The sequence below is a fragment of the Streptomyces capoamus genome, assembly GCF_014654935.1.
GTDB lineage: Bacteria > Actinomycetota > Actinomycetes > Streptomycetales > Streptomycetaceae > Streptomyces > Streptomyces capoamus.
Map to the genome: position 1 here is coordinate 13894 of NZ_BNBF01000016.1, position 11721 is coordinate 25614.

An 11721-nucleotide genomic window follows, 5' to 3' on the forward strand; every position below is an offset into this window, starting at 1 on the left:
GCCCTCCTCCTCGGTCCAGCCGCGCAGCTGGCGTTCCTGCCGGTCGGCGTCGTAGGTGGTGAACCCGCCGCTGCCGTAGACGGGCACGTCGTCGCGGGCGGCGCCCAGCAGCCGGACCAGGGGCAGGCCGAGCAGGCGGGCCTTGAGGTCCCACAGGGCGATGTCGACGGCGGCGATCGCCTGGGCGGCCGTGCCGGGAAGACCGGCGTTGCGCACGGCACGGCACATCCGCTCGTTGGCGCGCGGAACGTCGTACGGGGACAGGCCGGTGACGGTGCCGGCGAGCAGTTCGCGGACGAGGTGGGCGGTGGCGGCGGGCGCGTAGGTGTAGCCGAGGCCGGTGGTGGTGCCGGCCCGGACGGTGACCAGGACGAGGGTGGTCCTGTCCCAGGCGAGGGTGCCGTCCGCCTCCGGGGAGTCGGTGGGCACGGTGTAGACGGCGGTGTCCACGGCCTCGACGGCCGGCTGGTCGCTCACGGTCGCCTACCTCCTGAGCTGCCGCAGACCGCCCGCGGCACCCAGGGCGACGGCGGCCGCCGCGGCGGTCGTCGCCCAGCGGGCCGTGCGGGACGGTGCGGCGGGCCGGTCGGCCAGCCGCTCGGGGTGGTCGGCGGGCAGGCCGCCGTCGAGGGCGAGGGCGAGGACCTCGGCGAGGTGCAGGGCGCGGCGGCCGGTGCCGCCCTGCTCGATCTGGGTGCGGCAGCTGAAGCCGTCGGCGAGGACCAGGCTGTCCGGGGCGGCGCCGCGGACGGCGGGCAGGACGCCCTGTTCGGCGACGGCCATGGAGACCTCGTGGTGACCGCGTTCGAAGCCGAAGTTCCCGGCCAGGCCGCAGCAGCCCTCGTCGAGCACCTCGGCGTCGAGGTGGACCCGGCGCATCAGTTCCCGGTCGGCGTCGAACTTCATGATGGCGTGCTGGTGGCAGTGCGTCTGCACGGTCGCCTGCCGGGCGAGCCGCGGGGGCCGCCAGCCGTCGGGGGCGTGGTGGACGAGCTGTTCGGCGAAGGTGCGGGTCTGTGCGGCGAGCCGCTCCGCGTCCTGGTCGCCGGGCATCAGCTCGGGGGCGTCGGACCGGAAGACGGCCGTGCAGGAGGGTTCCAGGCCGATGACCGGGGTGCCGGCCTCCAGATAGGGGCGCAGGACGTCGAGGGTGTGGCGCAGCACGCGCTTGGCGGTGGGCAGTTGGCCGGTGGAGATCCAGGTGAGGCCGCAGCACACCGGCCGGGTGGGGACGGCGACCCGGAAGCCGGCGTCCTCCAGGACCCGGACGGCCGAGCGGGCGATGGACGGGTGGAAGGAGGTGCTGAAGGTGTCGGGCCAGAGCACGACGGTGCGCGGGTCGGCCGGGTCGGGCTCCTCCCGGCCGCGCGCCCGCCACCACTGCAGGAAGGACTCCCTGGCGAACACCGGGGCCGGACGGGCCCCGTCGATCCCGGCCAGCCGCTTGCCCAGGCGCGCCAGGCCGGGCGCGTGGAGCACCGAGTTGACCAGGGAGGGAGCGATCCGGGACAACCGGGCCCAGAGGGGCAGCCAGCCCATGGCGTAGTGGGCCATGGGACGCAGCCGTCCCGCGTAGTGGTGGGACATGAACTCGGCCTTCAGCGTGGCCATGTCGACACCGGTCGGGCAGTCGGACTTGCAGCCCTTGCAGGCCAGGCAGAGGTCGAGCGCGTCGTGCACGGCGGTGGAGCGCCAGCCGTCCTCGATCACGGAGTCGGTGTGCCCGCCGAGCATCTCGAACAGCAGCCGGGCCCGGCCGCGCGTGGAGTGCTCCTCCTCCATGGTGGCCCGGTACGAGGGGCACATGACGCCGCCGGAGTGGCCTCGGCAGTTGCCGATGCCGACACAGCGCATCACCGCACGGTTGAAGGAGTGGTCGTCCCCGGGGAAGCCGAAGTGGGTCGCCGGGGTCGCCGGCCGCCAGGTCGGGCCGAGCCGCAGCTGTCCGTCGACCGGGTTGGGCCGGACGATCTTGCCGGGGTTCATCCGGTCGCCGGGGTCGAAGACCGCCTTCAGCTCGCCGAACGCGGTGACGAGCCGTTCGCCGAACATCCGGGTGAGCAGTTCGCCGCGGGACTGCCCGTCCCCGTGCTCGCCGGAGAGGGAGCCGCCGTAGGAGACGACGAGGTCGGCGGCGCGTTCCAGGAAGCGCCGGAAACCGGCCACGCCCTCGGCGTCGCGCAGCCCGAAGGGGATGCGGGTGTGGACGCAGCCCTGCCCGAAGTGGCCGTACAGGGAGGGATGGCCGTAGTCGAACTCCTGGAACAGCTGCCTGAGGTCGCGCAGGTAGTCGCCGAGGCGTTCGGGCGGTACGGCGGAGTCCTCCCAGCCCTCCCAGGTCTCCCGGCCGTCCGGTGGCCGTGCGGTGACGCCGAGGCCGGCCTCGCGGGCCCTGAGCATCTTCTGCTCGCGCGCGGGGTCGTCGGAGAAGGCGACGTTCGCGTCCTTCTCGGCGCGGCCTATGGCGTGCAGCAGCGCGTGCGCCTGGGCGTCGACGTCCTCCTGGCTGTCGCCGCTGTACTGCACGAGCAGCCAGCTGTCGCCCTCGGGCAGTACGGCGAGGGAGTCGAGGTAGGCGCCCTCCTCGCGCATCAGCTGGGCCATGCGCCCGTCCAGGGCTTCCAGCTGGCTGGGCGAGCAGTGCTCCAGCAGGTGCGGGACGTCGTCGGCGGCGGCGCAGATGTCGTCGTAGCCGAGGACAAGCAGGGACTGGTACGGCGGTACGGGCACGAGGTCGATCTCGGCGCGCACCACGGTGACCAGGGTGCCCTCGCTGCCGACGAGGGCCTTGGCGACGTCGAAGCCGTTCTCGGGCAGCAGGGAGTCGAGGTTGTAGCCGGAGACGCGGCGGGGGATGCGGGGGTAGCCGCGGCGGATGTCGGCCAGGTACTCCGTGGCGATACGGTCGAGGCCGGCGTAGATCTCGGCGAGCCGGCCGCCGCCGGCGATGATGCGGGCCCGTTCGTCGGGCGGGGTGGGGCCGACCCAGGCACGCTGCCCGTCGTAGGTGAGGATCTCCAGGCGCCGGACGTTGTCGACGGTCTTGCCGTAGGCCTGGGCGGAGGCGCCGCAGGAGTTGTTGCCGATCATGCCGCCGAGCGCGCAGTGGCTGTGCGTGGAGGGCTTCGGGCCGAACTGGAGCCGGTGGGGGGCGAGGTGCCGGTTGAGTTCGTCCAGGACGATGCCGGGCTCCACGACGCAGGTGCGGCGTTCGGGGTCGACGGAGATCACCCCGGTGCAGTACTTGCTCCAGTCGATCACCACGGCCGTGTTGGTGGACTGTCCGGCCAGGCTCGTTCCGCCGCCCCGGGAGAGGACGGGGGCGTCGAAGCGCGCGCACACCGACACCGCGCGGGCGCCCGCCTCCACGGTGCGGGGTACGACGACGCCCAGCGGGACCTGCCGGTAGTTCGAACCGTCCGTCACGTAGGCACCGCGGCTGCCCGCGTCGAAGCGGACTTCGCCGTCCACCTCGGCCCGGAGCGCCGCCTCCAGGCCGGACCTGTCCGGAGGGGTCATCTGTACTCCTTCAGCTCGGCCGGGTCCACCGTCGTCCCGCTCTGTCCGGGCCCGCGAGTACCCCGGCGAAGAGACAGGCAAAACTGAACAGACGGAACTGGACAGGCTGAACTGGACAGGTTGGACTGGACAGTTTCGGCTGCCGGTCCTAGGCTGACGGCATGGCCGACATCTCCGACTCCGCCGCCCGCGCCGCACGCGACCTGCGGGTGGTCTTCAGCCGGCTGCGGCGGCGCATCCGCGAGGTGGCGCAGGACGCCGACCTCAGCCCCTCGCAGGAGTCGGCGCTCACCCTGGTCGGCAAGCACGGCGCGGCCACGGCCAGCGCGCTCGCCGCCGCCGAGGGGGTGCGTCCGCAGTCCATGGCGACCACGCTGGCCGCGCTGGAGCAGCACGGGCTGATCCGGCGCGCCCCCGATCCCGACGACGGCCGCCGCCAGCTGGTCACGCTGACCGACGGCGGCCGGGCCCGCGTCCAGGGCAACCGGCAGGTCCGGGAGGAGTGGCTGGCCCGCGCCTTCCAGGACCGCTACAGCGAGGAGGAGCGGCAGACGGTCCTCGCGGCACTGAAGCTGATGGAACGGCTGTCCCGTCCGTGACGGCGGGGCTCGGCCGCCCGGACCGCGCCCGGCACCACACCGGCCGCGCGCGGCGGCCACCGTCCTCAGCGGCCTGCCCCCCGGCTCGCGCCGCCACCGCCCACACTCCCCCGCCGGCTCACCGCCCACGCCCGGAGGGCCGGCCCCTCCCCCGCCGGGCCCGCGCCGTCGACCAGGTCCCGGCGGGACACCCGGCGCCGCACCGGCCACGCACAGCGGCGGGCGCCGTCCCGCGCCGGCGGGCACGAATCCGACCGCATCCTCCGAAAGGCCCCGACCGACCCATGTCGCTCACCACGCTCGACCCCCGCACCGCCCTCGTCGCGATCGACCTCCAGAACGGGATCGTCGCCATGCCCACCCAGCCGTACCCGGGCCCCGAAGTCGTCGCGCGCACGGCCGGGCTCGCCGACGCCTTCCGCTCCCACGGGCTGCCCGTCGTCCTGGTCCGGGTCTCCTTCGCGCCCGACGGGGCGGACGCCGTCCCCGGCCGCACCGAGCGCGGGCCGCGCGGGCTGGCCTTCCCCGAGGGCTGGGACACCGTCGTCGACGAGCTGTCCGGGCACCCCGGTGACATCCGTGTCACCAAGCACAACTGGAGCGCCTTCCACGGCACCGACCTGGACGTCCAGCTGCGCCGCCGGGGCGTCACGCAGATCGTGCTGGCCGGGATCGCCACCAGCATCGGCGTCGAGTCGACCGCCCGGGACGCCTACGCGCACGGCTACCACGTCACGCTCGCCACGGACGCCATGGCCGACGCCGACGCCGGGGCGCACGCCAACAGCGTCGAGCGGATCTTCCCACGGCTCGGCGAGACCGGCACGGCCGCCCGCATCAGGGAACTGCTCGCCACGACCCGGGGCTGAGCCCCGGGGTCAGTCCTCACCGCGCACGATGTTGTCCTCGGTGTCCGGTCCCTGCCCCCGCAGCGGGGCGCCGTCGAGGACCGCGGGCACGCAGGTGCGCACTCCCCGGTTCCGCAGGCGGCGGGCGGCGGCCCAGCCCGTCTCCGCGTCGGGTACGGCCGGTTTCTCGCTGGCATGCGCGGTCACGTCGCTCATCTTCCTTCTGTGGCCCGCCCGCCGGGGAGGGCCGTTCGCCGGGCACGGGCCCGGGCCGGGAATCCGTGCCGGACCGGGTCCCCGGGCGGCCCGGCCCGCAAACACGGGCCGCGGCGGTTCAGGTCCGGCCGCCGCCTCCGCCACCGAAGGACCCGCTGGAACCGGGCGACCAGCGCGGCCGGCTCTGGTCGTCGGCGCGCTTGCTGCCGACGTTGCCGAGCTGGTGCGGGGTCAGGCGGTCGCCGCCGTCCGCCGCGCGGGGCACCTCGTCGGGCTCACGGACCTCGAGGGTCTCGTGGACGGGACCGGACGCCGGCATCCTGGGCTGCTCCTCGGGGCGCGGCGGCGCCGGTTCCCGCTCGCGCACCTTGATGCCCAGCCGGAAGGCCCAGATCAGTCCCGCGACACAGGCCAGCCCGGCGAGCAGGATCAGGGCGTATCCGAACACCTGAGGGCCGGTGGCCGCTTGGTACATGGCAGAGTTCATGACCGCCGGGTACCCGCCCGGGCGCCGGATACGACCAGGTGTCTGCGGCGCGTGGCGTGACCGGCCCCCCGGTCACCGCCAGAGGCCTCGGCCACGCTGCCCGGTCCACCAGCGGTACCGGCATCCGCGGCGCTCGGCATCCCCGCCGAACCCGCCCGGCCCGGGCTGCCGTTGCCGGCGAAAGGCGGGTGCGGCTCTCCGGGCCGGCGGGGCACGGCGGGTGCCGCGTCTCACCGGTCGTCCCGGGACGCCGCGCGTTCCACCTCGGCCTCGACCTCGCTCCGCGACCGGCCGGTCTCCTTGGCGTACTCGCTCACCGCGGTCTGCGCGTCACGGGCCAGGTCCCGCCAGGCGCGCAGGGCGGTCTCGTAGGTGCCCGACTGGGCGCCCGTCATCCGTCGCTCGGCCGGCGGCCCGTAGGTGTCGCGCAGTTCCTCGACCATGATGCGGGCCGCTTCGGCCGCGCGCTGCTTCTGCACCAGCTCTTCGAAGGTGTGTGCCACATCAACCGACCCTAGGCACGGCGGCCGGAGCACGCCTCCCCAGCATGTCTGAACGGTTCCCACCCGCACCCGAGTGGGGGTCAGCCGTCGGGGACCAGGTCCGCCCAGACCTGTTTGCCACCGCTGACCGGTACCGTCCCCCAGGCCGCCGACACGGCCTCCACCAGCAGGATGCCCCGCCCGCCGGTGGCCTCCCAGCCGATGCTGGTGGGTTTCACCGGGCTGCGCGGGGAGGCGTCGGCCACGGCGAGGCGCAGCCGGTGGTTGACCAGGCTGAGGTCGAGCCGGACCTGCCCGCCGGTGTGCACGAGGGCGTTGGTGACGAGTTCGGAGACGACCAGCAGGGCCGCGTCGAGCGTGTCCTGGGACACGCCCCAGGTGCGCAGGGTGCGCCGGGTGAAGCGGCGGGCGTGCCGGACCGCCTCGGGCACCCGCCACACCGTCCAGCTCTCCCGCAACGGCCGTACGGCCATGCCGTCGTAGCGCACCAGCAGCAGCGCCACGTCGTCGGCGCGGTGGGCGCCGGCGAGCAGGGCGTCGGCGACGAGGCCGAGGTGGGCCGGGTCGGCGGCGGACAGCCGGCGGGCCAGCCGGTCCATGCCGGTGTCCATGTCGGCGTCCGGGGACTCCACCAGGCCGTCGGTGGTCAGGGCCAGTACCGTGCCGGGCTGGAGGCGGAGCGGGGTCATCGGGAACTCGGCCTGGGCGAGCACGCCGAGCGGCGGGCCGCCCTCGGCCCGCAGGATCTCCGCGGTGCCGTCCGGGTGCCGCAGGACCGGCTGCAGGTGACCGGCGCGTACGCACCAGGCGGTGCCCTCTTCCATGTCCACGTCGACGTAGGCGCAGGTGGCGAAGAGGTCGGTCTCCATGTCCAGCAGCAGCCGGTTGGCGTGCGAGACGACCACGTCCGGGGCGTGGCCCTCGGCGGCGTAGGCGCGCAGCGCGGTGCGCATCTGGCCCATCAGGGTGGCGGCGCCCGCGTTGTGGCCCTGCACGTCGCCGATGACCAGGGCGACGTGGTTGTCGGCGAGCGGGATCACGTCGTACCAGTCGCCGCCGACCTCCAGGCCCGCGGTGGTGGGCAGGTAGCGGGCGACGGCGACCGCGCCGGGCAGCCGGGGCAGGCGGCGGGGCAGCAGGGTGCGCTGGAGCATGCCGACGAGTTCGTGCTCGGCGTCGAAGGCGTGGGCCCGCAGCAGGGCCTGGCCGGCGAGGCCGGCGCAGGCGGTGAGCAGGGCGCGCTCGTCGGGGGCGAACTCGTGCGGACTGTCCCAGCCGATCAGACAGGCGCCGGCCATGCGTCCGCCGGCCGGCAGCGGCAGCACGGCCAGGCCGCCCGGGCCGACCTCGGCGAGGGCCGGCTCCAGCGGGCTGCCGGCGGGCCAGATCCGGGCGCGGCCCTCGCGCAGCGCGGCGGCCAGGGTGGGCATGGCGCGCACCGGCGCGTCGGGCCACTCGGTGCGCCACTCGCTGCGCCACACCTCGGGCCAGGCCTCCGGTTCGGGCGGGTCCAGGACGGTGACGACCAGCCGGTCGTTCTCCAGCTCGGCCAGCGCGATCCGGTCGGCCTGCAGCGGCACCCGCAGGGCGGCGACGACGGCCTGACCGACGTCCTTGACGGTGCCGGCCATGGCGAGGGCGGCGGCCAGGCGCTGCACCCGGGCCACGTCGGTGACGTCGGACCGCAGTGTGGAGGCGTCGGCGACGGTGCCGACCAGCCGGGCGGTGCGGCCCTCGCCGCCGGGCAGCAGCCGGCCGCGCAGCCGCAGCCACGTGGGCGGCCCGGAGGGCTGCAGGATGCGGAACTCCAGTTCGCGGTCGCCGATGGACATGTGGTCGGCCTCGACCACGGACATCAGCGCGGGCAGGTCCTCCGGGACCGCGCGGCCGAGCAGGGTCTCCACCCGGCCGTCGAAGTCGTCCCGGCCGATCCCGAACAGCCGCAGGATGGACTCGCCGACCTCGACCCGGCCGGTGTCCATGGCCAGGCTGAAGGCGTTCTCGGGCAGCTCGCCGGTCTCGCCCGCGGCGGCCGGGGCGGGGACGGAGACCGCGCCGGCGATCAGTTCCAGGCAGACCCGGTCGTCGGTGCCGAAGCCGCCGGGGTGCTCGCCGACCGCCAGCAGGCAGCCGGCGCCCGCCGGGCCGAGCGGCAGGACGGCCAGGGAGAAGTCCGGGGACGGGGTGCGGCGGGCGTCCGGGCAGCCGGCCAGTTCGGCCGGGCCCAGCCACCGCGGGCGTCCGGTGCGGTGCGCCTCGGCGACCGGGAAGCCGCCGGTGACCGGGTAGCAGTCGCGCAGGCCGTACAGGGTGCGGGGCAGGCCGGCCGACTCGGCCAGACAGAGCTGGGCGGGGTCGTCACCGGGCGTGTACACCCCGGCGAAGGACGCCCCGGCGAACACGAGCGCCTGTTCGAGGAGACGGCGCAGCCGGTCGGGGGTGTCCGGGAACTCCATCAGCGAGGCGAGGGCGACCCCGGCACGCTCCGGCGCCGTTCTCGTCCCGCTGACCGCAGCGCCCTCACTCACCACCTCGCCATTACAGCGCGTATGAGCCGCCCGCGCAGCCCCTGTGACGGCGGGCCGGGACCTTCCGCCGGATCAGGCCCGGCCGGGGAGCGGTCCCCTGCCCGCGGATCCGGCGTCACGCCGGAGGACGGGATCCGGGGGCCGGGTCCGGGGCGGACATCGTCCGGATGCCCCTGCTCCAGGTGGCCGTCAGCGCGGCCACCGTGACCAGCGCGGGGAAGACCAGCGTGGCCGGCACCGGGCTCCAGCGGGCGAGCAGTGCGCCGGCCAGGGCGGGGGCGAGCGCGGCAGCCGAGCCGGCGGCGAGCAGGACGCCCCCGACCACCCGCCCCTGGAGGTGGTCGGGGGTGACGGCGGCCTGGTGGGCGAAGAGGGCGGCGTTCGCCGTGGGCCCGAGGAACACGGCCGCGGCCAGCGGTACGGCGGCGGCCACCGTGCCCGCCAGCAGCGCGCCCACCGTCATGAGGACGGCCGTCGCCCAGCACAGCAGCGTGATCAGGACGGGCAGCCGCAGCCGCCGCTGGAGCGCCGGGGCGGCGAGGGCGCCGAGGAGCCCGCCGAGCGCGAAGATCGTGCCGGCGAGCCCGACCACGGCCGGGGAGACGCCGGCACGGCGCAGGGCGAGGGTCATCGCGAAGATCATGCCGGTGAACGCCATGTTCAGCGGAGCGGCGATCACCAGCAGGGCGCGCAGGAAGGGGTGCCCCAGCAGGAAGCGCAGGCCCTGCGCGGTGGACGCGCCGAGGGCCGGGGCGGTCTCGTGCCGGGGCTGCTGGAGGGGACCGCGGATGCGGCAGACGGCCACGAGGGACAGCAGGAAGCTGAGCGCGTTGCCGAGGAAGGGCAGGGCCCGGCCCAGCCCGAACAGCAGGCCGCCCAGCGGCGGGCCGGCCAGCGAGACGCCGTAGGTCCGCGCCTCGTTGCGGGCGACGGCGGAGGTCAGCTGGTCGGGCCGGACCAGGTTGCGGACCGAGGCGTGCTCGGCGGTGCTGAAGACGGCCGTGGCGGCGGAGCCGGCGACGACCAATGCGAGGATCACGGGCAGGCTCGCCCGGCCGGTCAGCACCGCCCAGCCGAGGAGGGCGTACCCGGTGAGCCGCAGCGCGTCGCAGGCGATCATCAGCCGGCGCCGGTCGGCGCGGTCGGCGAGGACGCCGGCCGGCAGCCGGCACACCAGGGCGGTGACCAGTCCCACGGTCCCCACCAGCCCGGCCCGGGCCGGCGAGCCGGTCTGCTGGAGCACCAGCAGCGGCAGCGCGAGGTCCACCATGGCCCCGCCCAGGTCGGACAGGCACTGCCCGGTCCACAGCAGGGTGAAGTCCCGGTTGCGCCACAGGCTCCCCGTCCGCTCGCCACCGGCCGCCCCGGCCGCGCCGTCGCTCACCGGCACCCGCGTCATACGGCCTCCTCACGACGGACGGGCCCGCCGGCCCCGTCCGTGCCCGCTGCCGTCGTCTCCACCGCGACCAGGCCCGTGGGGATGACGAGCAGCTTCGTCACCTTCCCGTCGTCGTCGACGACGTCGCGGACGTGGCGGAAGCCGAGGCGGCGGCACATGCTCAGACTGGCGGTGTTCTCGGCGCCGACCATGCCGTAGGCCTCGGTCAGGCCGAGGTTGTCGGCGGCGTGGCGCAGCAGGCCGCGGACGGCCTCGCCGCCCAGGCCGTGGCCCCAGTAGGCGGGGGCGAGCGCGGTGACGAGTTCGTGCCCGTCGACGTTGCCGGTCGGCTTGACCTCGGCGTGCCCGACGTAGCCGCCCGTGTGCCACAGGCCCCACACGTCGAAGCGGCGCGAGGGGTAGACGTCGGTGAGGATGGCCTGGAAGAGGGCGCGGATCTCCGGTTCGGGCACGAGGTCCTGGCCCATCCAGCGGCACACCTCCGCGTCGCGCAGCAGCGCGACGAAGGCGTCCTCGTGCTCGGGCCGGTAGGGCAGGAACTCCAGGCGTTCGGTGCGCAGGACGGGGGTCATGGCGGCTCCTCGGAAGTGGCGTGTTGCGGTGGGGGCCGAGGGCGGTGGGGCGCCGGAACGGCGGCACGTGGGGGTGGTTCGGTGCCGGGCCGGCCTGCGCGAGGCCGGCCCGGCGGGTGCGTTGCGGTCAGGCGCCGGCGTTCTCCATGCGCTCGCGCAGGCTCTTGGGCCGCATGTCGGTCCAGACCTCGTCGACGTAGGCCGAGCACTCGGCCTCGGTGCCCTCCTTGCCGACGGGCTGCCAGCCGGCGGGCACCTCGATGTCGGCGGGCCAGAGGGAGTACTGCTCCTCGTCGTTGCGCAGCACCTGGTAGCGGGTGTTCTCGTCCATGTCGGGTTCCTTCGTCGTCCGGTTCGGGTGGGTGGTGGGCGGTTGGTCCCGCGGCGGTGAGCGGGGTCCGGGCCGGCCGGTCGTCACCGGCCGCCCCGGGCGTGCCGGGCGAGGTGGCGCAGGGCGTCGGCGAACTCTTCGGCCACCCGGCGCACGGTCGCGGTGTCGTGGACGCCGGGCCGGTGGTGCCAGGTGAAGGCGAGCCGGCCGTGCTGCACCGCGCCGACGACCTCCACCGGGTGCGAGCCGGGGTCGCGGGGGTCGTGGTCCTGCCCGAAGGAGCCGTGTTCGGCGCGGACCAGGCCGCCGTCCGCGGTCTCGGGACGGGCGTCCCACTGGCCGAGGTAGTTGAACACCACCTGGCTGTGCGCGGCGCCGCCGAGGCGTTCGCGGACCTCGGGCGGCCCGAAGGTACGCAGTGCGCCGAAGCCGATGCCGTTGCCGGGTACGGCGCGCAACTGGCGGCGCACGGACTTCACCAGGGACCGCCAGTCGCGGTCCGGGCCCAGGTCGCCGGGGTCGGGCACCTGGAGGGCGACCGGGTACACGGTGGTGAACCAGCCGACGGTGCGGGAGAGGTCGACGCCGTCGAGCAGGTCCTCGCGGCCGTGGCCCTCCAGGTCCAGGCGGACCCGGTCGCGTCCGGTCCAGCGGGCCAGCGCCAGGGCGAGGGCGGCGAGCAGCACGTCGTTGACGCGGGTGCGGTAGGCGGTGGGCGC

The 11721-nt window shown here is 75.4% G+C and carries 12 protein-coding genes; 2 read left to right on the forward strand and 10 right to left on the reverse strand.

Annotated elements, in window-relative coordinates; genetic code table 11:
- Together IE312_RS41560 and IE312_RS23725 are read right to left on the reverse strand one after the other, a co-directional pair.
- The coding region (locus IE312_RS41560; protein ID WP_502266987.1) for an enolase-like domain-containing protein at positions 1 to 477 on the reverse strand (477 nt) is incomplete at its 3' end.
- 6 nt (positions 478 to 483) lie between these two features.
- Positions 484 to 3519, reverse strand: a complete 3036-nt coding sequence (locus tag IE312_RS23725) for an FAD-binding and (Fe-S)-binding domain-containing protein (protein WP_189984354.1) — start codon at positions 3517 to 3519, stop codon at positions 484 to 486.
- 161 nt (positions 3520 to 3680) lie between these two features.
- Between IE312_RS23725 and IE312_RS23730 the strand changes: the two genes are divergently transcribed.
- Together IE312_RS23730 and IE312_RS23735 are read left to right on the forward strand one after the other, a co-directional pair.
- Entirely contained in the window at positions 3681 to 4118 is a 438-nt protein-coding gene (locus IE312_RS23730; RefSeq protein ID WP_189984355.1) for a MarR family winged helix-turn-helix transcriptional regulator, read from the forward strand.
- A gap of 284 nt (positions 4119 to 4402) precedes the next feature.
- Entirely contained in the window at positions 4403 to 4987 is a 585-nt protein-coding gene (locus IE312_RS23735; protein WP_189984356.1) for an isochorismatase family protein, read from the forward strand.
- A gap of 9 nt (positions 4988 to 4996) precedes the next feature.
- Here the strand turns inward: IE312_RS23735 and IE312_RS23740 are convergent, their stop codons facing one another.
- The 8 genes from IE312_RS23740 to IE312_RS41565 all read right to left on the reverse strand — a co-directional run.
- Positions 4997 to 5182, reverse strand: a complete 186-nt coding sequence (locus IE312_RS23740) for a hypothetical protein (protein WP_190045537.1) — start codon at positions 5180 to 5182, stop codon at positions 4997 to 4999.
- Positions 5183 to 5300: 118 nt separating this feature from the next.
- On the reverse strand, positions 5301 to 5657 hold the full coding sequence (locus tag IE312_RS23745; protein WP_189984482.1) for a DUF6479 family protein: 357 nt from the start codon (positions 5655 to 5657) through the stop codon (positions 5301 to 5303).
- Between the two features lie 242 nt (positions 5658 to 5899).
- Complete coding sequence (locus IE312_RS23750) at positions 5900 to 6172, reverse strand: hypothetical protein (RefSeq protein WP_189984358.1); 273 nt, start codon at positions 6170 to 6172, stop codon at positions 5900 to 5902.
- A gap of 80 nt (positions 6173 to 6252) precedes the next feature.
- On the reverse strand, positions 6253 to 8703 hold the full coding sequence (locus IE312_RS23755; protein ID WP_370467587.1) for a SpoIIE family protein phosphatase: 2451 nt from the start codon (positions 8701 to 8703) through the stop codon (positions 6253 to 6255).
- A 112-nt stretch (positions 8704 to 8815) separates the two neighbouring features.
- Positions 8816 to 10099, reverse strand: a complete 1284-nt coding sequence (locus tag IE312_RS23760; RefSeq protein ID WP_189984360.1) for an MFS transporter — start codon at positions 10097 to 10099, stop codon at positions 8816 to 8818.
- On the reverse strand, positions 10096 to 10671 hold the full coding sequence (locus tag IE312_RS23765; protein ID WP_189984361.1) for a GNAT family N-acetyltransferase: 576 nt from the start codon (positions 10669 to 10671) through the stop codon (positions 10096 to 10098). Before IE312_RS23765 ends, IE312_RS23760 begins: the two co-directional genes overlap by 4 nt.
- A gap of 127 nt (positions 10672 to 10798) precedes the next feature.
- Positions 10799 to 11002 (reverse strand): MbtH family protein, encoded by a 204-nt coding sequence (locus IE312_RS23770; protein ID WP_067045059.1) that lies wholly within the window; start codon positions 11000 to 11002, stop codon positions 10799 to 10801.
- 83 nt (positions 11003 to 11085) lie between these two features.
- Positions 11086 to 11721: condensation domain-containing protein (locus IE312_RS41565; RefSeq protein WP_229900356.1), on the reverse strand; the 636-nt coding region annotated here is incomplete at its 5' end.